Origin of the sequence: Pseudomonas serbica (genome assembly GCF_028823535.1) — a bacterium.
GTDB lineage: Bacteria > Pseudomonadota > Gammaproteobacteria > Pseudomonadales > Pseudomonadaceae > Aquipseudomonas > Aquipseudomonas serbica.
This window is the reverse complement of sequence record NZ_JAQIYM010000014.1, coordinates 186,171-210,801: the sequence shown is the minus strand read 5'-3', so window position 1 is coordinate 210,801 and position 24,631 is coordinate 186,171. Positions and strand designations below refer to the sequence as shown.

General features: G+C 57.9%; 17 protein-coding genes and 1 rRNA gene. 3 read left to right on the top strand and 15 right to left on the bottom strand.

Annotated elements, in window-relative coordinates:
- Positions 1 to 59 precede the first annotated feature (59 nt).
- A 5S ribosomal RNA gene (gene rrf, locus NQL71_RS23160) occupies positions 60 to 175 on the top strand.
- Positions 176 to 267: 92 nt separating this feature from the next.
- Here the strand turns inward: rrf and NQL71_RS23155 are convergent.
- The 5 genes from NQL71_RS23155 to NQL71_RS23135 all read right to left on the bottom strand — a co-directional run bounded on the left by NQL71_RS23155 (position 268) and on the right by NQL71_RS23135 (position 7,299).
- Entirely contained in the window at positions 268 to 735 is a 468-nt protein-coding gene (locus tag NQL71_RS23155; protein ID WP_274643353.1) for an SRPBCC family protein, read from the bottom strand.
- Positions 736 to 762: 27 nt separating this feature from the next.
- On the bottom strand, positions 763 to 4,179 hold the full coding sequence (locus NQL71_RS23150) for a non-ribosomal peptide synthetase (RefSeq protein WP_274643352.1): 3,417 nt from the start codon (positions 4,177 to 4,179) through the stop codon (positions 763 to 765).
- A gap of 13 nt (positions 4,180 to 4,192) precedes the next feature.
- A complete protein-coding gene (locus NQL71_RS23145) occupies positions 4,193 to 5,122 on the bottom strand; it encodes a diiron oxygenase (protein ID WP_077186215.1) in 930 nt (309 codons plus the stop codon).
- On the bottom strand, positions 5,119 to 5,895 hold the full coding sequence (locus NQL71_RS23140; RefSeq protein ID WP_274643351.1) for a DUF3050 domain-containing protein: 777 nt from the start codon (positions 5,893 to 5,895) through the stop codon (positions 5,119 to 5,121). The genes NQL71_RS23145 and NQL71_RS23140 overlap by 4 nt, the downstream gene beginning before the upstream one ends.
- Positions 5,896 to 6,588: 693 nt before the next feature.
- Positions 6,589 to 7,299, bottom strand: coding sequence for a GntR family transcriptional regulator (locus NQL71_RS23135; RefSeq protein ID WP_046815414.1), 711 nt, complete (start codon positions 7,297 to 7,299; stop codon positions 6,589 to 6,591).
- Positions 7,300 to 7,498: 199 nt separating this feature from the next.
- On the opposite strand from NQL71_RS23135, the gene lapG reads away from it, so the two are divergent.
- Positions 7,499 to 8,194, top strand: coding sequence for a cysteine protease LapG (gene lapG / locus NQL71_RS23130; protein WP_046815413.1), 696 nt, complete (start codon positions 7,499 to 7,501; stop codon positions 8,192 to 8,194).
- 14 nt (positions 8,195 to 8,208) lie between these two features.
- Complete coding sequence (gene lapD / locus NQL71_RS23125) at positions 8,209 to 10,155, top strand: cyclic di-GMP receptor LapD (RefSeq protein ID WP_274643350.1); 1,947 nt, start codon at positions 8,209 to 8,211, stop codon at positions 10,153 to 10,155.
- Between the two features lie 75 nt (positions 10,156 to 10,230).
- Here lapD and NQL71_RS23120 read toward each other — a convergent pair whose 3' ends face one another.
- The 10 genes from NQL71_RS23120 to bcsE form a co-directional block, all read right to left on the bottom strand.
- Entirely contained in the window at positions 10,231 to 10,596 is a 366-nt protein-coding gene (locus tag NQL71_RS23120; protein WP_046815411.1) for a hypothetical protein, read from the bottom strand.
- 80 nt (positions 10,597 to 10,676) lie between these two features.
- Complete coding sequence (gene bcsC, locus NQL71_RS23115) at positions 10,677 to 14,279, bottom strand: cellulose synthase complex outer membrane protein BcsC (RefSeq protein ID WP_274643349.1); 3,603 nt, start codon at positions 14,277 to 14,279, stop codon at positions 10,677 to 10,679.
- A complete protein-coding gene (bcsZ, locus tag NQL71_RS23110; protein WP_166620438.1) occupies positions 14,267 to 15,400 on the bottom strand; it encodes a cellulose synthase complex periplasmic endoglucanase BcsZ in 1,134 nt (377 codons plus the stop codon). Before bcsZ ends, bcsC begins: the two co-directional genes overlap by 13 nt.
- Positions 15,390 to 17,696 carry a cellulose biosynthesis cyclic di-GMP-binding regulatory protein BcsB gene (gene bcsB / locus NQL71_RS23105; protein WP_274643348.1) on the bottom strand — a complete coding sequence of 769 codons (2,307 nt, stop codon included), beginning with the start codon at positions 17,694 to 17,696 and terminating at the stop codon, positions 15,390 to 15,392. The genes bcsZ and bcsB overlap by 11 nt, the downstream gene beginning before the upstream one ends.
- Entirely contained in the window at positions 17,693 to 20,287 is a 2,595-nt protein-coding gene (bcsA, locus tag NQL71_RS23100) for a UDP-forming cellulose synthase catalytic subunit (RefSeq protein WP_248687228.1), read from the bottom strand. Before bcsA ends, bcsB begins: the two co-directional genes overlap by 4 nt.
- The gene (gene bcsQ / locus NQL71_RS23095; protein WP_166620439.1) at positions 20,284 to 21,003 is read right to left on the bottom strand and encodes a cellulose biosynthesis protein BcsQ; all 720 of its coding nucleotides are present in this window, start codon (positions 21,001 to 21,003) and stop codon (positions 20,284 to 20,286) included. Before bcsQ ends, bcsA begins: the two co-directional genes overlap by 4 nt.
- Positions 21,000 to 21,254 carry a cellulose biosynthesis protein BcsR gene (gene bcsR / locus NQL71_RS23090; RefSeq protein ID WP_166620440.1) on the bottom strand — a complete coding sequence of 85 codons (255 nt, stop codon included), beginning with the start codon at positions 21,252 to 21,254 and terminating at the stop codon, positions 21,000 to 21,002. The genes bcsQ and bcsR overlap by 4 nt, the downstream gene beginning before the upstream one ends.
- Positions 21,224 to 22,867 (bottom strand): cellulose biosynthesis protein BcsG, encoded by a 1,644-nt coding sequence (gene bcsG, locus NQL71_RS23085; RefSeq protein WP_166620441.1) that lies wholly within the window; start codon positions 22,865 to 22,867, stop codon positions 21,224 to 21,226. Before bcsG ends, bcsR begins: the two co-directional genes overlap by 31 nt.
- Positions 22,854 to 23,054, bottom strand: a complete 201-nt coding sequence (bcsF, locus tag NQL71_RS23080; protein ID WP_046815407.1) for a cellulose biosynthesis protein BcsF — start codon at positions 23,052 to 23,054, stop codon at positions 22,854 to 22,856. The genes bcsG and bcsF overlap by 14 nt, the downstream gene beginning before the upstream one ends.
- Complete coding sequence (gene bcsE / locus NQL71_RS23075) at positions 23,051 to 24,595, bottom strand: cellulose biosynthesis protein BcsE (RefSeq protein ID WP_166620442.1); 1,545 nt, start codon at positions 24,593 to 24,595, stop codon at positions 23,051 to 23,053. The genes bcsF and bcsE overlap by 4 nt, the downstream gene beginning before the upstream one ends.
- Between the last annotated feature and the right edge of the window lie 36 nt (positions 24,596 to 24,631).

Here is a 24,631-nt window from a genome sequence, read left to right as displayed (position 1 = left end):
TAGTAGAAACATCAAGAATTCGCTGGCACGTCGTTACGACGTACTGGCACACAGAATTTCTTGACGACCATAGAGCGTTGGAACCACCTGATCCCATCCCGAACTCAGAAGTGAAACGATGCATCGCCGATGGTAGTGTGGGGTTTCCCCATGTGAGAGTAGGTCATCGTCAAGATTCAATTCCGAAACCCCTGTCTGCTAGCGCAGACAGGGGTTTTGTCGTTTTGGGCGTAGGAGTGAGCCTTCTCGCGAATGCCCAAAGCCAATTCACGAAAACAACTGCAGTACGTTTCTCATCGAATCATCGGCAAAGCCCTGCACGAAGTCCTTGAACCCTGGTAATGCGGCAGAAGCGCCCTGCGCTGGTTCGGCGATGATGGTCCAGGTCGCCACGGACTTGCCCGCACCCACAGCTTCCACCTGCATCGCTGCCCACAGATTGCCCACACCCAAGGTGTTGTAGATCGTGGTCCAGGTCATGCTCAGCGCTTCATCGTCCCGGGAGTTGAGTTGCTCCACCACCAGGTTGCCATCCTTGAAGAACTTCTTGCGCAGGGATGACACGCCTTCGCCGGTCATCTCGATGTGCGACAACGCCGGGATGAACCGATCGAATCCAGAGAAATTGCCCACCACCGCCCAGACTTGCGCGGCATCGGCGGGTACTTCCACAGAGGACACGACGTGGCAGCCTTGCGGGTTCCTGATCAGGGTATCGGGTTGCATTGTGTTCATGGTCTTGCTCCGTTTGTTTGGGATGAGTCAGATGAAATTGATTTCCTTGAGGTAATCGCAGCCGCGGCGCAGCAGCGCCGGGGATTTTTCCGGGTAGTGCGCGCCCATCTGCCTGACACCGGCCCGGGCGTTCGCGTGGCTAATCATCGAGATGTCACCGATGTCTTCTTCGAAGCCGTTGAGATAGAAACCCAGCACGCCAAACAGAGCATTGTCGCTGTCGACACGGCCCAGTTGCCTTTGCCAGTCGGCGACACTGACCAATGAAAACTCCCGACCGGCTTCGCGGAACGACGTCACGTAGGTTCCCCAGTCCAGCGGTTCGGGGTTGTGCAGGTTGAACACGGCCTTGTCACGCTCATAACGGCTGGCGTGGAAGGCAATGAAGCGGGCGAGGAAATCCACCGGCATCAGGTCGAAGTTCAGTGCAAACTCCGGCACCTGGCCGAGCTGGATCGAGCCTTTGAGCATCAGCATCAAACGGTTCTTGTGGGGCTGGCACACCCCCGTCAGGCTGTTGAAGCTGATGTTGCCCGGGCGGTAGAGATTGACCAGCACGCCGCGTTCCCTGGCACGTTCGAGGATGCGTTCGCCAACCCATTTGGACAGGTTGTAACCGTTCTTGATGTAGATCGGCGGAGTCTGCGCGGCGGGCTGTTCAAGGACCCGGCCATCGGCGGTCATTGTGCTGGAGGCCGAGAGTGTCGAGACGAAGTTGAAGATCTTTTTGCTGCGCCCTTCGCACAGCCGCAGGCATTCGAAAATCGGTTCGACGTTGTCCCCAGCCAGCGACCCGTAATCGAGTACGTGATTGACGTTGGCGGCGTTGTGCACCAAGGCGCCGAACTCCAGATCGAGGCGCGCATAGTCGTCGTCAGTCAGTCCCAGCGCCGGACGCGTGATGTCGGCCGGGTAAACCCGAACCCGGCTCCTATCCAGATGCTCAAGACGGTTCTCGCGCAACGCCTGGGTGAAGCGTTCGTCAGCCGATTGGTCATTGCCATCGCGAACCAGGCAAGCGACTTCGCTGGCACCGCAAGCCAGTAGCGCTTCGACGATGTGCACACCGACAAAACTGTTGGCGCCGGTGACGATCACTTTGCGCACATCGCCCATGCGACTGACAGGCAATGGCTGCACTTGCAGTTCACGCAGGGCATCGGCCATGGCTTGTTCGCTCAGCACTTCTTCACTGCCAGAGCCGCGCACCAGCGTCGCCAGTTTGGTTATGGTGGGCAGTTCGATGAAGCGGTTGATCGAAATACTGCGGCCGAACTCTTCACGCAAACGCAGGAGCATGCGCGACAGCAGGATTGAGTGGCCGCCCAGGTTGAAGAAGCTCTCGTCCGTGGAGATATCGTGGCTGGGCAACGCCAGCAGCTCGGCCCAGATCTTGAGCAACAGGGCCTCATCGGCGTTTGCGGGCAGGCGTCTGCGGGTGTTTTCACTGACGCTGACCGGCAGCTCAAGCAACGCCTTGCGGTCGACCTTGCCGTTGCTGGCAAACGGCAAGCTCGTCAGTTCCGTCCACGCAACAGGCTGCATATAATCCGGCAAGGACCGCAGGGCGTGGGTCTTGAGGGCCTGTTGCGCCTCGCCAAACCGGTCTTCCCATGGTTGGGCGAGATACGCCAGAATTCTTCGATGACTGTCGATGACCACTGCTACCTGGCGGTACAACTGGCTGTCGCGCAGGCAGCGCTCGATCTCTTCCGGTTCGACGCGAAAGCCGCGAATTTTCACCTGGTTGTCCCGGCGGCCACACAACTCGATGCCACCCTTTGTCCACTTCGCCATGTCACCGGTGCGATAGACACGCAGGGTCTGGCCATCCGGGAGGGTCAGGTTCAGATAGCGTTCGGCAGTCTGCTGCGGGTCGTTCAGGTAGCCCAGACATACACCAGGACCTGCGACGTACAGCTCGCCGATGGTCTGCTCGATCACCGGTTGCAGATCGTCATCGAGAATCAGCACCTGGGTATTGGCGATCGGACTACCCAAAGTCCGATTATTGTCGCCGGCCTGCATTTGCCTGGCGGTGATCAGCACCGTGGTCTCTGTGGGGCCATAGAGATTGTAGAGGTTGCCCTGGCGCGACAGCTGCTCGATGACCCAAGGTTCGCAGACATCGCCCCCGGTCATTATGTGATCAAGGGTTTGCAACGGCTCCAGCGGCAGGATGCTTAGCAATGCTGGTGGCAAGAAGGCATGGCTCAATTGCTGGCCGCGGATGAATTCCACCAGTTGCTGCGGATCGCGGCGTTGATCATCGCTGGGGACGACCAGTTCGGCTCCCTGCAACAGGGTAGGGAAGATATCGATCAGCGACGAGTCGAAGCCCAGTGACGAAAATTGCAGCACTCGAGCCTGCTCGGTCAGTTGCACGTAGTCGGCGTACCAGGCAGTAAAGTGTGCGAGGTTAGCCTGGCTGAGCAGCACGCCTTTGGGATGGCCAGTGGTGCCCGACGTATAGAGCGCCATGCACGGCGCGTCCGGGCCGAAAGAATGGCGCACCAAGGGTTGAGCGATGTCCACTTCTTCGGCGTCGATGGCGGTGATATCCAGGTGCGGCATGTCGGGCGCGAGCGGGTGCCGCCCGTCATGCAATAGCAACACCGCGCCGGCATTCGTCAGGATGTATTGCTGACGTTGCGGCGGGTGGTCTGGCTCCAGCGGCAGGTACACCGCACCACAGCCCAGGATGGCCAGGATTCCCGCATACAGCGCACTGCATTTGGGCAGGCAGACGCCTACCACCACCGGGCCGTCATGCTGATCGAGCAAAGGCAGCAATCGCTGCTGGATCGCCCGACTCAGAGCATGTAAATGGCCGTAGTCGAGGGCGGTACCTGCCACATTCAGCGCGGGTCGTTCAGCGCACTGAATGAAGCGCTGCTCCAGCCGCTCGATCATCGGTACCGGCGCCAGTTTCAGCAGTTGGGGATCGGCGGTCGCATTGCGCCGATGGACGAAGGCCAGGCTGTCGAGAAACACCAGGCTTTCAACGGCCCCCATGTGAGCAGAGGCTGTTGCTTCGTCCGGCCGAAAATACATGGCGTCCCTGGCGAAGCGGCTGACCAACAACGCCACGTGATCCACCAGTTCCGCCACCGCGCGCTGACGTAGCGCCTGGCCGTTGCCCGAAGGTTCATCGGCGATTGGCACGCGTGTGAGCAATGTCGAACCGACGATGCACAACAGGTCCAGCAACGGCAGGCTCGAAGCCCCTGGAGGGTCGATACCCAGTTGCAGCGTCAGGCGCGGCGCATCTTTGAAAGCCGGTACGTCCAGGCTGGCGTCATCGATTACAAGATCCGGATACTTGGGGGGCTGTTCGTCAAGCGCCGTTACCCGTGTCGGTTCATGACCCTGTTGTTCGAGCTCCAGCGCCAGGTCATCGAGGGCCCGGCTAGGTCCAACGAGCAGAATGTCGAGACGTCTCATGTTGGGCTCCTCGTCAGATCAGGTAGTCGCTCAATGCGCTTTGCACGCACGGCGAGTCGAGCAGCGAACTGCTGCGAAAAAATCGCATGATGTTGGCCACCAGCGGATGGTGGCGGTTGATCGGGAATTCCAAACCGGCTACCTCGCTCTTGAGTGCATCGCGTGCGGCATCGCCGATCTGCAAGGCGTCGATCAAGCGCAAGTCGAAGGACCGCTGGATCTCGTTGGTCAGGTAATGCTCGATGAACACCGGGAGGATCCGCGCGATGCACTGGCGGTCGTCATCGCACGCGGTATGCCAGTAGATGCGCACCATCCGCGACCAGAATCCGGAATGCCGGCCTTCGTCCAGCAGATGGTCGGCCATCAATCCCTTGATCGACTGTTTGATCGTGTCGTCCTTGGCGAACGCGGAGACATCGCCGGTCACGGTGTTTTCGGCGATGGCCACACAGATCAGTTCGACAGCGTTGCGCAAGTGTGGCGGCGCAAGCGCGACGGCCGCTGGAATGGCTTGGCTCAGCTCGATTTCGAGCGGCAGGTCGATGGGGGCGATGCCTGTCATGGCAACGGTCTGCTGCATGAAATCCATGGCCACCAGGGCGTGATAGTCCTCGTCCACCACCACCGTCATGGCGTCGTAGCGGCAGGCGAACGGAAATTCAACGGCGAAGCGATTCTTGGCGATGCTGCGGGCGATCTTGTCGACGATCTCGGTTTCGAAAATAACCACGTCGTTGATGAATTTGTAGAGCGTCTGTACCAAGGCGAAATCCCGTTGCCCAGGGCACTCGCGCAGGAACGTCTCGCTGAGCACCAGGGGTTGGCGGCTTAACGGGTAGATCAGCTTGTCGTCGTTCTCGAGCACACGACGCGGACGGGTGCGGATGGTTGCGCGGCTCTCCCAGGCGTCGGCGAAGGACTGGTAGTCGGTGGCGTTCATGCGTCCACCTCCACCAGGGACTCGCTCATGCTCTGGCGCAGTCCGTCCCATAGGGCGATGCGACTTTCCACGGCCGCGATGGCGCACGCGTAGGCGTCTTCTGCCCGTTGCGGGTCGCCATCGACCAGGTGAACGAGCAGTTTTTCGGCGGCCGGGCCGTGGTCTTCGGAGTCGACCTCAACGTGCCGTTCGAGGTAATAGCGAAAGGTTGGCGCCTGTCCGATGTCGATACCCCAGTCATCGAGAATGCGCTGGAACATCTGCGGGATGACGCTCTCGCGACCATGCACAAACGCCGCCGCGACACTGTGGCCTGGCGCATGCAGCGCCGTGTGCAGCGTTTGCCGAACGAAGCGGGCCACCGCTGGATGGGCGTCCACACTTTGCAGCGCCACGTCGTAGCTCACGCCTTCCTGTTGCAGCGCCACGAAGCGTTCGACGGCGACGGTGCTCGCTCCGACTTCACGCATCGCATCCAGGTACAACTCGAAATGGCTGTAGTGACCTTGGTCAGGTCGGTTATCGGACTCTTCGCCCAGGACGATTTCATTGATCAACCGGGCGGCTTGCGGATTTCCCGGTGGCAGCCAAGGCAATTGTATGCAGGTCAATTCCTGCTGCAGGCGCTTGGTCAGCGACATGAAATCCCAAACGGCAAATACATGGGTTTCCATGAACCGTTGCAACACTGACAACGAATTGATTTCGGAGAAAATTGGATGGGCAGAAAGTTCAGCTTTCTTTAGGTCAAGCCGGTCTTTAACGGGTTTCATTTGTGGGCCTCTCAATTGTCGGGCATGAGCTTTGATCAATGAGTAACGGCTGTTTAAATTTTCTGTCGGCGAGCGAATACCTCAAGACAATGTATGGGTTCGTATATCCAGGTCGTGTCTTGTGCCGTCACAGCCGTTATTGGTTGGGGCGTGGAAAAACTAATACACAAATAAAGATTCAGGCAAGTTGTTTTGTTGATAATTTGAGTTTCAACTTTATGGTGTGCGAGAAGTGTCGATAAAACTCTTGGGTAAAGTTTTACATGGGCGTAGTTGCTTCTTCTGTCTTATATATTTCAGAATTTAATAAAGAGTGAATGCCTCACTCGAAGCAACTTTCTAACTGGGATTTATTGAAATGATCTGAGGGGGAAGTTTGACGAGGGTTGGCGCCGATTCTTCCATTCCCGGGCAATACTCCTTGCGTATGTCCTTGGTGCGGCGACTGCTCTACGTGATGCGTCGCCCCTCCGTTTTTGCTGGCAACCCAAGAGTGAGCGTAATTCAAGGCGTCAACCATCACTCAGGCATAGCGAAGTCGGGGGGATATTGGGCCACAGGTGAAGGGGTTGGACGTGGCTACAACAGGCTGGAGCGGAGCGGGGGGGATTTTGTAAGCAGATTATGCGCGGGCTATCAGCGGCAAAACGTGGCGGCAAGCGAAGGCGGTTCACCCGGGCTTGCCGCAGTCCTTTATGACGACGTTGTTCTGTTCTTGGCTTCCGGGCTCGCGAGATAACGGGTAATGACCTCAACCCCGCGATTGAGATGGTTTACCAGCAACTGCACCGATCCTTCGACATCCCGCGCATTGGCGGCCCGCCACATGGCACGGTGATCTTCCTGGGATAATTTGCCCAGGCCCATGGCTTCAAGGTTGAAGCGCAGGAAGCGTTCTTCTTCGTTCAGCCCGTCCTCGACGAGTTTCAGCAGCCGGCGATTGGGTGCCTTGCTGTAGAGCGACATATGGAAGAGGCGATTGAGCCGGCCAATTTCGGTGTAGTCCTGTTCCATCTCCAGTTCTTCGATATAACGCGCGGCCTGTTCGAGATCTGCCGCCTCGAGCAACGGGACCGACAGGCGCAGTGCTTCGGACTCCAGCAGAATCCGCAGGGCATAGGTTTCCACTGCATCACCCTGGACCAGCGGGGCAACCACAGCGCCCTTATGGGCAACCACGTTGAGCAAAGCCTGGGCTTCCAGTTGGCGCAATGCTTCGCGCACGGGCATGCGGCTGACACCGAAGAGATCCGCCAAGTCTTGCTGGCGCAAAGCGATGCCACACGGCAGGCGGCCGTCGAGAATGGCCGAACGCAAGGTTTCTTCGATAACCGAGCGCGCCAGGTGCGGTGCAATGGGACCGTTGACCTTGATGCTGCTGAGCGGGTTGGGTTTTTGTGTCACTACAACGCACCCTGTTTGAATGAGTTATTTTTTTGGATCCAACTGACACTAGTGACTGCCTTAAAGCTTGTCAAACTATCAGCAAGGCGCCTTATTTCAAGTTTAGCGCGCTATCGATGATCTCACTGTGCCATTGTTTTTTGCTGTACTAACCTACACCATCAACCGACTCTAAACTGCCTATCCTGGATGCCTCGCATTGGCGGCACGTTTTTTCCCGATTCCACGGATGCTGCGCTGGCTGGCCTGCGCATTGCTGCTGGCCGGCGTGATGCCGGGCGGGCTGCATGCCGATTGGGATTTTTCCCTGATCAGTCGACGGGCGCAGGCATTGTACGGACCTTTGGGCGCAGGCCAGCAACGCATCGATGATTGGCAGCACTTGCTGGCCAGCCAGAAGCAGCTTGGCGAGTTGGACCAGTTGAATGTGGTCAACCAGTTCTTCAATAAACAGTTGCGCTATGTCGAAGACATCGACTTGTGGCAACAGGTCGATTACTGGCAAACCCCCGTCGAAGGCCTGTGGAAAGGCGCCGGTGATTGCGAAGACTATGCGATCGCCAAATATTTCAGTCTGCGCCACCTTGGCGTTTCCAGTGACAAGCTGCGTATCACCTACGTAAAGGCGCTGAGCCTGAATCGCGCGCACATGGTGCTCACCTACTACTCCTACCCGGAAGCCGAGCCGCTGGTGCTCGACAGTCTTATCGATGCGATCAGGCCGGCCAGCCAGAGAAAGGATTTGCTGCCGGTCTACTCTTTCAATGCAGAAGGGTTGTGGTTGCCGGGGGCCAAGGGCAATCAGAAGGTGGGTGACACCAAACGGTTATCCCGTTGGCAGGATGTACTGAAAAAAATGCAGGCCGAAGGATTTCCGGTCGAGACGACTAACTAGGAGCACGACCACAGATGTCTTTGTTCAAACAGCTTTTGATCGCTATCTGTCTGTTCCTGGTCGTCGCCTTCACCGGCAGCTTCATGGTCAGCCTGGAAAGCTCGCGCTCCCAGTACGTCAACCAACTGCGTTCCCATGCCCAAGATGCAGCGACGGCGCTGGCGTTGACACTGACGCCGAATATCGACGACCCGGCGATGACGGAATTGCTGGTCAGCTCAATCTTTGACAGCGGATATTACGCCAGCATCCGCGTCGTCGATTTATCCAGTAACAAGACCCTGGTCGAACGCAGCGGCATTGCGGCCGATACCCAGGTGCCAAACTGGTTCGTCACACTGATTGGCCTGGAGCCCGCCGGAGGCGATGCGATTGTCAGTCGCGGTTGGGAGCAGGCCGCGCGGGTCGAGGTGGTCAGTCACCCGATGTTCGCACTGGCCAAGCTGTGGCAGAGCGCGTTGGGCAGCCTGGGGTGGTTGCTGATCTGTGGCGTGGTCAGCGCGATACTGGGCGCGCTGTTGCTTCGTCGGCAATTGAAGCCCCTCGACTATATGGTCCAGCAGTCCCACGCCATTGCCCGCCGCGAGTTTCTCAGCCTGGCGCAATTGCCGCGCACTCCGGAATTGCGTCGTGTGGTGCAAGCCATGAACCAGATGGTCGAGAAGCTCAAGGCGCTCTTTAAGGAGCAGGCCGAGCGCAGTGAAAAACTGCGGGTCGAGTCTTATCAGGACAACCTGACAGGGCTGGCGAACCGTCGTTATTTCGAGATGCAGTTGAACGCCAGGGTGAGCAATCCCGAGCAAGCCAGTTCCGGTTATTTGCTGCTGTTGCGGGTTAAGGATCTGGCCGGGTTGAACCAGCGGCTTGGCGGCCAGCGCACGGATGCATTGCTCCAGGCGGTCGGCCAGCAGCTGTCCCGCGAGTGCGCCAGATACCCGGAAACAAACAACCTGGTCACACGGATTCGAGGCGGCGAATTCGCCGTTCTGGCCCCGGGCCTGGTGCGTGAGGAAGCGGTGCAGCTGGCGCAGCACCTCGACATGGCCCTGGCCAGTCTTTACGCGACCGGCGCTACTGACGTCCCCTCTGTGGCGGCAATCGGGCTGGCGCCGTTTATTCATGGCGATGCCCCGCAAACCGTGCTCGGGCTGGCGGATCAGGCATTGGCGCAGGCCGAAGGCCAGACCGATTCGAACTGGGTCTGCCTGGATCGCAGTGCCCTGGCCGGTGTCGGCGACGACCATCATGCCTGGCACACCCTGTTGGACCAGGCCTTGGTGCAGCGACGTTTCAAGTTGTTTTTCCAACCCGTGGTTGCCAGTCAGGACACGCAGTTGGTGCTGCACTACAAAGTGCTTTCCCGCCTGACCGACGACCAGGGCCAGAGCATTCCCGCCGGACGTTTCTTGCCGTGGCTGGAGCGGTTTGGCTGGGCGGCCCGACTGGATCGGCTGATGCTGGAGCTGGTACTGGAGCAGATGGGCACGCACGAAGAGTCGCTGGCGCTAAACCTGTCGTCGGCCACCCTGGAGCATCCGCAAGCGTTGACTGCGCTCTTCGACACGCTGCGTTCGCACTCCAATCTGGGGCCGCGACTGACCCTGGAAATTGGCGAAGAGCAGTTGCCGGAGCAAGCCAGTCTCGAAGAGCTGACGCGGCGTTTACGAGCGCTCGGCTTCTCGTTGAGCCTGCAGCATTTCGGCGGGCGCTTCAGCATGATCGGTAACCTGGCGCGGCTGGGTTTGGCGTACTTGAAGATCGACGGCAGCTACATCCGTGCGATCGATCAGGAAAGCGACAAACGCCTGTTTATCGAAGCCGTCCAACGTGCGGCCCATAGTATTGATCTGCCTTTGATCGCCGAACGGGTCGAGACGGAAGGGGAGTTGGCGGTGATTCGCGAGATGGGCGTTTACGGCGTGCAGGGGCGGTTGGTGGGTGAGCCCAGACCTTGGGCGTAAGTTAATAGCAAAGGTCGCAGCCTTCGCAGGCCTGTAGCTGTCGAAGGCTGCGATCGTGTAATTATTTCCCGGCCTTCAGATAAAGCCTTCCTCGTCATCCTCAACCAGGCTACTCAACCCACCCAGCGCCTCACGTGCCTGGAAGCGGTCCATGAGTTTGGTCTGCGCGGGCCCTGGCAGGTCCGTAACGAGGATCACCCCTTTGCTGATCAGCACGGCGATCAAGTCATCGAGTACCCGAATCATTTCCAGGTCGCTCTGGCGCAGCTGCTTGAGCTGTTTGATTTGCAAAAGTTGTTTGTGGCTGGTGGCCATGACTTCATTGGCGAACCAGGCCTGGAGGTCAGGGTGATCGGCCGGCAGCATTTCTGTGGATTCGGCGTAGGCTTCGGCTTCCACGCGCATCAGTTGACCGTCTGTATTGCGTTGCACGAAGAACATCAAGCATCCCTCAAGAGTGAACAGCGTCATGCTGTGAGCAGCATAGTCAACATCGCGCATGGCAGCGGGACTTCCCATCGTCACCGCATATCCGCATACGGTGTTACGGGTTCGATCGGCATCGGGAGGTTGCCTTGCCATTCATCGAAGGTATAACGCAGATACAGCATCGCACGGCTTGGAGCGTAGCCTTCGCTGTGTTGCAGGGTGATCCCCGAGCCTACGACCATATGGTTGGTCAGGCGGCGTTCGACCAAGCCTTGCAGACGGATACTCGCGCCGCTGCTGCTGCTTCCGGCCTTGGTCAGGGTCGTGTCTGGATCGACTTCCAACCCAGCGGCGGCGACCTGGCTGAATAGCTTGCCCGCTGGACCATCCAGTGGATACAAATCGCTGCCCTCGGTTTTTGAGATAGACCAGCCCACCGAACTGTCCAGTTGAGCCGACCAGTTGGCATTGCGCCACGCGTAGCTAAAGGGTATGCCGATCGAATAGTACTGTTGTGGACTGTAATAGCCGCCCTGACCCAAGGTGTACTCGCTCAAGTCCTTGTCGTAACCCCAGTACATGAGGGTCAAACCGGTGCGCATGCGTTCGTCGGCACGGTCCACCAGTCGGTAATAGTAGCCGGTCATGGCCGAAAGTCGCTGATTGTCGACCACGTTTTTGCCGCGTAGCCAATGGCTGCCGAGACTGGCCCACACGCCATCAACGCCACCTTCATCATGGCTCAGACTCAAGGTCACACCGTTGCTGGTCACGCCACCCCAGCGTGTACCGGTCACAGGATCGACGGCTCCGGCGTATGACACTACCGAGTTGCTCATGGGCCGGCGTGAGGCGGTTAGCGTCCAACCAATGGACCTCCAGTCACTGCTGTAGGCGACACCGCCAAGCCAGTTGCCCACTTCGAAACCTTGCGGCGAATGGCCAAGATCGAGCGCCCATTGGTCGTTTTTCCAGCCCACAGCGAGGCTTGGCCCACTGGTGCTCAGTGAGGTGCCGGGGCAGCCATTGGGTACCAGTGCACCCGTCGCTCGATCCCGCAGCTGCACGGCACAGGTGCCGAACTGTTCCCGGTGTAAACCATCGGCGTCGGTATCGAAGGCGCTGGCGTCAAGGTCCACCTGTTCCGCCTGAACGAAACCCTCCCCTTGGGCGACCGGCGAGTCGATACGCAGAATAGTTATCTGCGTCGTCAGGTCGGAGATGCCCGGTGCCGTGTTGTCGGTACGCCAAGCGTAGTCATGGTAAAGATTGACGGTCGGGTTCTGCTGTTTGTATAGCTCGTCGACATCACTGCGCAGGCTTCGCGCCAGCCACTCATCGCTGTCCTTGGCGCGACTGGCCTCGGTCATGGCTACGTTGTTGCGGGGGCTGGCTTGGGCAGGTGAAATCAAACCTGCTGCGGCCATGCTGCGGGCGTAATTATCCAGTGCCTGTTGCGGCTGATCTTTAGCCATGAGACGCGCCGCATCGCGGTAGATCAGCGGATCGGTCTGCGGTGTTTTCAGCAGATTGGCGAACATTGCGGTGGCTTTGTCTTTTTCCCCCACTGCGGACCAGGCGTTGAACAGGCGTCGTTGCCAGGGCGCAGATGCAGAAGGCGATACGACGATTTTTTCCAGGCCGGCACGCGCTTGTTGGATATGCCCGGTGGCAATCTGCATTTCGATCAAGCCCAACTGCGCCTCGTCATTCTGCGGCTGGAGCTTGAGCACCTTGCGGTAGTAACGTTCGGCTTCGACGTAATCTTCACGCTGGGCAGCCCAATCGGCAAGGGTGCCAAGATCATCCACCGTTGGATCACGCAACAACAAGGCAATGGCCTCAGACTCATGCCCGGTGTTGCGTAGCTGCTCGACTTGAGCCATCAACTGCCGACGTTTAATTCGAGTCTCCAGTTCACGCATGTTTTCGGTCCAGGCGGCGGCCGGAATCTGCCCGAGGGTGGCCAATACTTCGCTGTCGCGGTTCTCATTAGCCAGGTACAGGCCGTGGGCGTAACGCGCCTCGGGATTGCGGCTTTGCAGCGCCAATAATTCATGGAACGCTTTATCAGCCTCTCGCGGTTGTCCCATGGCAATCTCGGCGGCGGCCAGGCGATAGGTCGTCCAGGGATTGTCGGGGTCCAGCGTGCGGATTTTCTTCAGCAGGGATGCCAATTGAGCCCAGTCCGAATGCTGGCTGGCGAGGTCAGCTTGTAAATTCAGCCGCTCAAGTTCAATGCTCCGACGCAGGCTGGCAAACTCAGACTGGTTGCTGGCCGGCAACGTATTGAGGAAGGCTTCGGCCCGCTCGTTTGACTGACCCCGATACAGTCGGACCAGTGCCCGCACGACGCTGCCATTGCCCGGTTCGATCGTGCGCGCCTGTAACAGTAATGCCTCAGCCTCGATTTCATTGGACTCGGCCATGGCGACATTGGCGAGGCCAATCAATGGGGCGGCGGAATCAGCCTTGAGGGTTCGCGATTGCCGATACGCGCTACGCGCCGCGGCATAGTCCTTGCGTTGCAGGGCTTCATCACCTTTCTGCAGGAGCATCCAATTGTGCGTAACAGCCTGTAGGTCCTGCCATTTGCTGATGTAATCGGTGTCCTGTTCCTTGCTCAGAGCCGTGGAGAAAGCCTCATGTGCCGCCGAGTATTTGCTCTGGCGCATCAACGCGGTACCCAGTGCGCCATAAAGGCTTGAGTCTTGCGGATAAGCCTTCACGGCACGGCGTAACAATCCTTCGGCTGTTGCAGCCCCGGCCGCAGCGTCTGTGGCATTGTCTTGCTCAAGCAGGCTCTTGGCCTTGACGCCGGCCTGCCAGGCAGGATCGGTCAACAATCCTTGTTGCAGCGCAAGTCGCTGCGTAGCGTCTTTAGCCAACGGTGAATACGGGTAATAGTGAATGAACGCCTGCCATGCCTGCACCGTTTTCGGGCCAGTTGGCAATTTGATCAGGTAATTGTATTCCCGCTCCGCCGCATTGGCGCTGGCCCGAGGATCAGCCGCCAATTGATGCAGCGTGGCCAGCGCCTCGTCGTTGCGACCCTCGGCGAATAATAGGCCGACCAGCATCTGCCGTACGCCGGCATTACCTGGATAATCCCGTTCCAGTGCCTGTAGGTGACCGATCACAGCCACTCTCTGGCCGCTGATGCGGCTGCGCACGCTCCAGTATTCAAGAGCTGACGCGAGGTCCGGCGGCTCTTTTGCGAATAGCTGTTCAAAGGCCTCACTGGCTTCGTCGTAGCGCCCGGCAGCAGCCAATAGCCGCGCCTGTTGCAACTGACGCTGTCCATCCTGGCTTTGCAATTTGATCAGTGCCTGAGCCTGGCGCAATTGTGGGGAGTCCGGAGCTAACTGGCGCAGGCGAGTCAATCTCTGCTCGATCCAGGCGCTGTTCTGCTCCTGAGACTTATCAGCCAACGCTTGGCGTATTTCACCCACCAGAACTTGAAGGTGGTCGGGGGCGATCAATTTCAGCCGCGCCAAAGAGTCGCGAACCAGATCTTCGCGTTGCAACGCCTCGCCGATACGCATTTGTTGAAGCAACCACTGCTGTTGCTCCTGTTGAGTTACAGGAACTGTCGCTGCGAGCGTGGCACCGCTGAAACAGGACAGCAGCAGTGTGCAACGCAAGACGAGTACCTTGAATGCACTGGTTTGGGGGGTTAAGTTCAGTGCGTGCATGTACTCATCCAGTTCGGTTTCAGTCGCCCATCCTTGTCAAACCGATAGCGCTGTTCGTCCCAGCCCTGGCCAAACATCAACAGCGACTGGTTGTAATAGGCATCGGCCAACGGCGGCGATTGACGCAGGCGTTCACGCTGGGCAGAGAGCGCCGCAGCCGTCGATGCATCGGCGGCCAGCAATGGCAAGAGTGCCGCGGAAAACCCGACCGGCCCGGAGCCCAGGGTCTTTGCAGAGACGGAATCGACGTGCTCCGGCACATACCCCAGGCGGGCGGTGGCCTCAAGCATGGGTTTGAAGTGATCGAGCAAGTCGGTGCGCCCGGGGGCATCGGTCGCTAACATGCCGAGCCACAAATAGACACGGATAGCGTCGTAGCTACCCTGCGCGTCCTTGCCGTCGACGGAAGCAATTTGCCCGGCCTGCCACACCAACCAGTCCGGTGCGAAGCCTTTGGGGGCGCCTTCGATCAACAGGCGCCGAGCGTTTTTCGCCACTTCGGCCCATACCGGTGCGATGAGCGCAAAGCGGGATAACAATTGTGGCGGCAGATAACTGGGGTTCAGGCGCCAGCCCTGGCTGGATTCGAAACCGACATCTGCGGGTAGCAACATAAGGCCAAGACCCGGCAACTTGCGCAAAGTTTGTGCAGCGCTTCGCCACAGCAAGTGATTACCTAAAGTCAGATAATCAGGCCTGTGCCACAGGCGACCGGCTTCCAGCAAGCTATAGGCAATCCACAGGTCCGCGTCGCTGGCGTTGTTGCTGTCAAGTACGCCCCATTGACCGTCCTTGTCGAGGCCCCATTTCCAGGCGGGAAGACGATGGCTGAGATCGCCTTGCGCGAGATTGTTTCGGGTCCAGGTCAACAGCCGTTCAAAGCTTCGCCCATCGTTGGCCACCAACGCAAAAAACAGCCCATAGCTCTGCCCTTCAGATGTGGTTATCTGCTGCGGGGAGGACGCATCAATAACCCGCCCATCATCACTGATCATGTGCTTTTTGAAGTTTTCCCAAGCCGGCCAAACGCATTGGTTCGCACCTTGCGCAGGCCATGCCAGGATTAATAGAACCGCCGCAAAAAATCGCGACCGGGCGTTACTCACCGACTTACTCTTCATAAGCCAGACGACGACGAGCTAACCATTGCAGGATACGCCAAGTCAGAAATGCACTGAGCAGTACGCCAGACACCGCGAGAAAGGCGAGCAGGACCGGGTGCTCGGACAACTTGAACCAGAGCATCAACCACCATGGCAGACTACCGACGTAATAGTGCTCGCCGACCATCTGGCCTTGAACGCCACTATTGCGGATCAACACGACTGAGCCAGCTACCGCATCCATCTTGCCGCTGTCATTGAGGGTCTCGCGCAATAACTGGAAGCCAGCATCTTCATTGGCCAATAGGGCCACAATACTGCGTTGATCATGGAAAGGTGATTGCATGCCGACCATCGCAGCAATCGGACCTTTGGCTGAGACCTCGACACGAGTGGCAGCTGAACTGCCCGCGTTGTTGTTTGGCGACGAGCCTGGGCCCTGGTGATTTGCTTTCAGCAGCCAGTCCCGGGAGCTGTCCAGGAGAACATTCATGTCCTGGTTATCGCGCATTTCAGGAGCGAAAGTGCCGAGGATCAGCACGTCTGCATCCAGCTTCGATACCTCGCCCCAGTTGTCGCTCAGAGTCAGATTGATGGCAGGCAGACCCGAGCGTGCCGAAATTCCGGCTACAGCTTCAAGGTAAGTGCTCAGCTGCACAGCGCTGGGCTGCGGCGGTACCACTACCACAGTCTCGGAAAGATCCGCCATGCGGCTGAAGGGGAAACCACTGCGGGCAAACGCTGCCAAATCAGGCATGGCGATGTAATGGTGATAGCCCGACATATCGATAGTCGACTGATCGTCGATAACCGCTTGAGTGTCCACTGGTAACGAGGTCTGGCAACGATCTCGTTGGGAGCTGCTGGTCGTGGTGGCGAAGCTGAAATTGAACCGCAAGTTGTTGCGGTCGCCGATTTTCAGAGCCGGGACCGACAGTTTTTCATTGATGTTCGCTGACTCGCTGGATAACACGGCAAGACGTAACTCCTCGAGCCGGTCCTTACTGTTGGCCAGCAACGGCAGGCTGGTGATGAACTGATTATTGAGGCTGATGTTCAGGCGCGAACCGTCATTGGAAGCCGATGGTGTATAGCGGTACTTTGTTTGAAGCGGGATACCCTGGTTGCGCCATACGAAAAGATCTGGCGGCAGGTTGATGTCCAGGCTGATGGGCATTGGCTGTAGCCCGCTGGTACGCAATTGCTCGGGGTACTTGATCAACTCGGAGAAACGGACGGCCCGATCGGTACGCATCCAGTTTGGAGCATCATAGGGTTGGCGAGGCTGGATCTGCTGCACCTTGTCGATAACAACCCGTTCACCGCGGAACAGATCGCCACCCAGCACCAGCGCTTGCGCGGCAACGGCCAGGTCAGCCTCGTCACGACCCAGCACCAGCAACACTTTGCTGAACCGGTCTGTCGGGTTGTCAATCATTTGCACCACTGGCGCGTTGACCGGCGGGAACTGACTCATGTCACTCAGAAATGCCGGACGATGAGTGTTGGTTGCGAATACGATGGACGCGGTTACAGGTGTGGCGGCGGTCGCAGCGGGAATTTGATCGAACAGCACCGGGAATTTTGTGCCACGCCACGCGGCCAGACTGCCGAAGTACGAGGCGAGAATTCCCGCCGCACGCTGCTCGCCAAGCGTCGGTGAAGCCGCGAACACCATATTCAGAACAGGTTTTTCATAGTCGCGCGCGTCGTAAAAAGGCATCGGAAAATATGCCAGATCGTTCTGCACGATCAACGCTTGTTCTTTCAGGGATACCAGGCTGGCCCGGCTGATGTTGACCCATAACGCACTATTGGAAGGCTCTTCACAGATGTCGGTGTAATGGCCGACAAACTCCAACCTCACCCGATTGAAGTCGCTGATCAGGCGCGGATCAAGATCGACTTGGCGGATGGTTTTTTTCCCCAGTTGCTCTTTGTCGATGGTGACCACGCTCATCAACACGTCATTGAGGTAGACCCGCAGGTGCGACAGCGTTGGCAGCAGTGCCGGGGATGGTGTGTATTCAAGTTGCAGTTTCGCATCGCTGGCGATGCGGTCGCGACGCATGGTGAACTCAAACTGTTCGGTGTTATGCGTGCCCAGCAGCAGACTGTCAGTCAGTCGCCCAAGCTCTTCGAAATTACGCGAAACATCCCAGCTAGGCGTGTAGGTCACGGCAGCCGAAACTGGCGCTGGCGTCGTGATTGGCGGCTGCACCGTGACGCTTTGCTCTTTTATGGATTGCGCCTGAGCGCAACTCATTGCCAGCGACAGCAGACTTACCAGCGTAAAACTGAAATAGCGACTCATGGTGCGCATACCGATCGAGTAGTAGAAGAAGGGGTGGGCGCTTTGGGGAAGCGCGGCACATAGCTGATCAGCCAGGCGAGCAAATTCGTCAGCGGTCGGGCCAGGGACCGTGCCCAGGCAGGCAAATATTCATACAGACGGTAATAGCCACTGGCACCCAGACGCAGGACGTCGATAAAACTATGCAGTGGCCGGTCTGGCACAAAATCTTCGTTCCAGTTCAACCAGGCATCGGCACGGGAAAAAGTGCATTGCACGTAATCGATTTTCTGTTCCGATGAAAGCTCGTTGAGGGCGATCCCAATAAAATTTCTATGGCTGCGGCTGACGATGCCGGAGAACAGAAACTCGCGTTCGCCGCGCTGCATCATCAGAAAAACCCGCTCACCGATTGACAGGGAAAGCTCAACGTCCAGCTCGACGCCGGTACCACCGTCGGAGTAATCCACCAGCATGCAGGGGTAGAATTTCCCGTTTTGCAGACGCACCGCCGCCGGCAGCTTGGCCTGCACACGATGAGTTTCTCGCACCTGGCGAACCTCAGCGGCAATGGCCACCGCAGAGCCGACGATCAGCAAGTTGTAAATGACCCAAAGACTGCTGACCAGTGTGGTGCCGATTTCATTGCTCGGCCCGTAAATCAGACGCCATATCGCAAAACCCAGGCCGACGATATTCAGCAACGCCAACACCAGGTATGGCCTGGCGATACCCCAGTCGAACTGATCCTCAGTCATCAAGCCGCCCTTGGCGGTCACGTTGAACTTGCCTTTCTTGGGGTTGAACAGGGCAACGGTGGTCGGCCTCGCGATGTACCAGGCGAGTACAGTTTCATAAACCTCTCCCCAGAACGTCAGGCGGTGTTCTCCCTGCATGCGTGAGTTGGTCAGGCTCGCATGAACCATATGCGGGATCACATACAGAATGATCATCAAGGCCGGTGCGTAGATGATGTAGGCGTGCAACAGCAGGAACGCCAGAGGCGCGGTCAGGAACACCAGGCGCGGCAGACCTGCGAGAAAGTGCAGCATGGCGTTGGCGTAGCAAATGCGTTGAAAGATCGTCAGGCCTTTGCCCAGCAACGGGTTATCCGTACGGAAAATCTGTGCCATGCCCCGAGCCCAGCGAATCCGCTGGCCAATATGTGCAGACAGGCTTTCAGTGGCCAACCCCGCAGCCTGAGGAATACGCACATAAGCCGAATTCCAGCCCTTTCGGTGCAGGCGCAACGCGGTATGGGCATCTTCGGTAACGGTTTCCACGGCAAAGCCACCGATTTCATCGATAGCCGAACGCCGTAGTACGGCACACGAACCGCAGAAAAATGCGGCATTCCACATGTCGTTGCCATCTTGTACCAGGCCGTAAAACAGCTCACCTTCATTGGGCCGTTGCCGAAAGGTATCGAGGTTGCGCTCGAAAGGGTCCGGCGATAGAAAATGATGCGGTGTCTGCACCAACGCCAGCTTGGGGTCGCGCAGGAACCAGCCCACCGTGAGTTGCAGGAATGAACGCACGGGCACGTGATCGCAGTCGAAAATGGCCACCAACTCTGCATCAAGCTGCTTCAATGCCTGATTGAGATTGCCAGCTTTGGCATGCCTGTTGTCGCTACGCGTGATGTAATTCACCCCGGCCTGTTCAGCGAACAGCCGGAATTCATCACGCTTGCCATCGTCGAGTATCGAAATACGCAACTTTTCATGGGGCCAGTCGATGCCGAGGGCGGCATACACGGTGTTGCGAACGATGGACAGGTCTTCGTTGTAGGTCGGGATCAACAGGTCGACAGTAGGCCATAACCGTGTATCAACAGGCAGTTGCGCCGGTGGGCGGTTCAACGGCCAGCAGGTCTGTATGTAACCGAGCAACAAGACCAGCCATGAGTATGTTTCGGCAATCAGCAACAAAACGCCGCAAGCCAGATCCAACGGGCTGTCCCAGTTCAGCGTCGAGGTGTAGCGCCACCAAAGGTACCGGCAGGATACGATGATCGACAACATGATCAGCAGCAGCGTTGGAAACCTACCCGGCACGCGCCGAATCACCATCGCTACGACCCACAGCAGAATCACGAAAATCAATTGATATAAGTAATTGAATGGCTCGGTGATGCACACCACCACGAGGATCAGCCCGACGGCGGCGCAAATGTAATTCAGCCAATGTTGCTGGCGAGGATTGAGATTGCGCCACCATTTGGCGCTGTCATGTACGACTTTGCTCTCGCTGGTGTGCTCCGGCAGGCCAGCGAGAAAAACCCCGACACGGCTCCAGAGACGCTGGTTGGATTTTCCAACGCTCTGCACCCATTGCGGTGCAGCGCGCCGGCGAGCTTGCGGCCAGGGACGGAATATCAGTAACCACAGGCTTTGCAGCGCAATGCGCAAAGGGTCACCAGCACTTGGGACTTTACTGGCCAAATGCGGATACCAGCGCTGGCGCTGCTCTATCAGGCGCTGCCAGGCCGGCGACTCCAGTCGCAGGAACAGCCAGGCCAATGAGGTGAACGTCGCCAACAGCAACGCCGTCAACGGGTAGCAATCATAGCGACGACGCAGATACAGGTAGGGGAACGGATGCCTGGTCATTTCATTTCTCGGCGTCTCGCCAGACACCAGGTCGCCAGACTCAGTGCATCCTGCGCAGCAAGGCTGTCAGGTGCGTATTGCCCCACTGGCTGCTTGAACGCGAGCGCTTCGCGCATGGCTTCGTCAGCATGGACTTTCATGGGCAAGAGACGGGCTGCATAGTGTTTTCGCCAAATCAGTAACAAATCGCGCTGCAGCTGGCTGCCGGGATCAAAGCGATTCACCAGTACGTGTTTGTTACCCGCCTGCTGCAACAGAAGCACATGGCAAGCCGCATCAGCCTCGGCTACCTGAATCGGGAGCAGGCAGGGGCCAAGGGTGGCATGCCCTGGCAAGCGTTGAGGTACATCGAATAGCAGCCAGTCAAAGTGGGCCGCCAGGCTCGCCTGACGCCGGGCCCATATCCGCGGGTCATGGATCAGTTGCTGCTCAATGCTCATGGACTCTTCGGCACTCAGGCGACCATAAGGCAAAAGCTGCAGAAACGGCTTCAGACTCCAGGCCTGCTTGTGCCAGTCCTGACCATCGAGCATCGCTCGCGCCCAACCCGAGTCCCGGGAGTCCAGCAGATTGAAATGCAGACGCAGCAGGTTTTCCGGGCACAGGTCGATCATCAGTACCCGCTCACCGAGGCTTTCCAAGGCATGACCGAGCGCGGCCACCAACGAAGTGGTACCGACTCCTCCACGTACTCCGCAGATACTCAGCGATGTCACTTAAGCGCTCCGAACTTGCCCTGGTGTACTGGCGCGGCAACCGGCGATGACGACTGGATGTCAGTGATCGCGAAGTCAGCCAGCAACGGCCAGCGCTTGAGAGCCCGGCTTAATTCCAGCAGTGCCGAAACGTCGACGTATTCCAGGCTCGGCAAATGCAGCTCGGCTTTTAGCCGAGCAATATCATCGGCTCGCTCATTGCGAGAGAGCGTCTGGTTCTTTACTTGAGACTTTGCGGGTAAGGAAGCCAAGCTCCTTTCTCCTTGATCCGAACATAAGGCTTGCCCGCGTAGTCGAGGACAACGGTTCCAGCGTTTTCCGAGACCGCCGGGGTTTGCGGCAGATTGGTCAGCAATGCCTGCCAGTCCGGGCCCAGGCCATCGCCTTGAGGAGGCGCGGCGTACAGGCGCGAGATAATTTCCGATAGAGCCAGATAACTGCTCGGGCCTTTGATGAGAATCGGCTCCGATCGCGGATTCTTACCCATGCCCACTAACTTGATGCCGACCGGCACGTGGGTAATCGACGAACTCGGGATTTCCCGCATTCCGGATATCTGCATGCGGTCACCGTGCAAGGCGGCACCATGCTCAGGCACGATCACCACCGCTACCCGACGTCCGCTTTTTTCCAAGTCTTTGAGGAAAGCGCTCAGGTCATCGATCAGTGCTTGGGCGCGGGGCTTGTACTCTGCGCTCTTCGTGCCGCCATCGAGGGTCAGGCTGCGGTTGCCGTCATGCAGCGTCGTGGTGTTATAAAAGAGCGCTACCCTGGAATCACTCTGCCCTTCCCGGTGCTGCCACCATTTGTTCAGAACTTCTCGATCGCGCCAGATAGGCGAACCATCGAAACCCACCAGAACGCGCTGCAAACTGGCGATGCTGACTTCCGGCGCCGGCAATGACCCTTGGGCACGTACTTCGTCGATAAAGCCTTCAAACTGACCAGTGTGGTTGAGCATGACTTCGCTGTTGAATCCCAGTTGGCGCAGGTCATCCATCAACAGGCATTGCTCGGGCGCCGCGTCGTAAAGCTTGCTATGCGACTGCTGGCCGCAACTGGCGCGCAACAGGCGAATGGCCGCCGGCCCGCTGTAGGACGTTGCCGAGTTGAAGTTCTCGAACACGATGTCCATCTGTTGCAACAAGCTATTGTCACGCAAACCAACGGCGTCCAGATCATCCCAGGCCATTGAACAGATATTGATGAGCAGTAGATCGAACGGCTGAACAGCCGAAGGTGATGGCTGGAATACAACTTGCCGACCGGCCTCGGTGTTGTAGAAATTTTGCAGGTAAGCGTCGAGTGTCGCGCTGTCCGGTTCGGCGCTGACAATCGGCGTGCTACCGGACACGGGTGTTTGCATATTGCTTTGCTGTACCTGCCCATGCATTGCCATCAACCCTGCTCCGCCCACCCAGGCGAAACCGGCAAGGGTCAAGGTGGTCAGGCGCAGCCACTGACGCAAGAAGAAATAGGCCACCACCAAAAGCAGCAATGCGCCGCACAGGTTCAGGTCAATGAAACGTCCGGCAAGATCGAACAGATAATCGCCGCTGAAATTCAGCACACCCGGCTGGTCCAGTAACCTACTGAAAGGCGGCAGCCACGTGTCTTGATAGAACAACGCTACACCCAGCGGCATGGCGATCAACGTGCGCAGCAGCGCCAAGTATCGATTGCGCAGCGGTACCAGCAATACCGCGGCGAAGACCAGGTTTGGCAGGATCTGCAGGTTCAGGTAACCGCCCCAAAACAGCGCCAGCTTAATGAGAAAATACAGATTCCACAGTCCCAGGCCCGGCCAGGTCCAGTCGCTTTGTGCGTCTGTCTTTTTTACTTCGATTCGCTCAGGACGGTTCATGTGCGTCACTCTCAACGGGCGACACGGGCTTGCGCCGACGCACCCCCCGCGGCTGCAGATAACGCGGTGACAAATACCGCTGGAGCAAGCGATTGAAGCGCTGCAAAAAACTGCGCAGTACCAGCATTAATGCGACGGTCATCAGGCAGCTTGCCGCGATAACCTGGAGCAATTGGACGTAACTCATGGGCACGGTTCCGACAACGGCAGCGTGATACGTTGCGGCGTGTAACCGCTCTGGGTGATGGCGCGAGTCAAATCAGCGGTTACTTGCCCGGTGGCCAAACGTGTAACTTCAAGAGCCTCGGGGGCATCGACAAAATCCTGACGCGGCAAAGCATCCACACCGGACAGTACCTTGCACTCGCTGAAAAGATCACTCCATGGCAGACGGCAGATATTGCCCAGTGCGGGTTCCAGTCCATCGCCACGGCAAGCGAACAGAAACAGATAAAACACACCGTCGAGAGCGCAGGCGACGTCGCCGAAGCGACGCAAGGTGATCTGACTCAAGTATTGGTCGATGTTCAGTTCGCCTCTTGGGCGCAACCGCAACAATTGATGAGCAAGCTCGCCCGAAGCGCCGGCGTAGACCTCATCAAGCAACTCGATAAATTCACGTGGTGGCAATATCCCGCGCCGCGCAGGAGGACGTAGACGTGTAAACAGTGACTGGATATCGAGTGTCTGGCGATAACGCCAGATCTGTCCCTGGGCGCTTTCCACCATGCTGAGGAAGTTCGCCAGAGTGGTTTTGGCAGGCACGATGAGGTTAGCCCCACAAGTCAGCAGAAGGCGTTCGTCGCGGTAACGCAGGCAAGACTCCATTTCCCGCACGATGATCTTCAAGGCACCGCCACATTGCTCGCGTAATCCGTGTAATTGCCGGGCCAACGGTTCTACATCCTGGTTGCTTTCCAATGTCACGATCACGCAGGCCGCGCGCGCGCGCGCCGCCTGCTGCAGGAGATCGTCACGATATTCAAAAAGCCGCCATTGCTCAGACAAGGGGGCCGACCCCTCAAGGGCAGAGCGCTGGGTAAGGTAGATGCGTTGGTCGTCGGTACGGGTTGGCGAGGGACTGGAGAGTTGCGAATCACTCAAGGAAAAACCAGTGTCGGACACTTCCAGGTCAAATGCTTGAGCGGCGCAAACACCTAATTCACTGTGCCAAAAATTCAGTTGGTAGTGAATCGCGCCATCTTGGCGATACAACTGCGCCAAACCGGAAAGTTGTTCATTAAGACGTGACAGGCACTCATGTAACAGGGGCGCTTGACCGCTGCACAGTACTAAAAGTGTGCAGTCGATATTCAACAACCATTGGCGAATATTTTCACACCAGCGGTGTAACTGTTGGGTACTCAGGTTTTCGATATTGTCCGAATTCACCATCAACAGTAGATGACTACCGCGTGCGATGTTTATTCGATGTAAGTCCGCGGTCAAGGCCGTGAACGCCTGACGAGCAGACGCATCGTGAGGCATGGCAAACATGCGCAGCGTCGATGGACCGCAATCGGCAGCCAACGTCTCGACAATTGCTTCGGGGGCGGTGCCGCTGCATATTAACGTCGCGGTATCGTCTTCAGATAACGCCGACAAAAACTGACGAGCAAAAATTTCCGCATCGCTCGCACGGTCCAGGGCAATCCAATATACCCCGCCTGCGCGTAGCAACATTTGCTCATCCTGCAGATGCCGGATGGCCAACGTGACATGTCCCACAGCCTTCTACTCCAATCGTCCCAATGCACGAAAAAC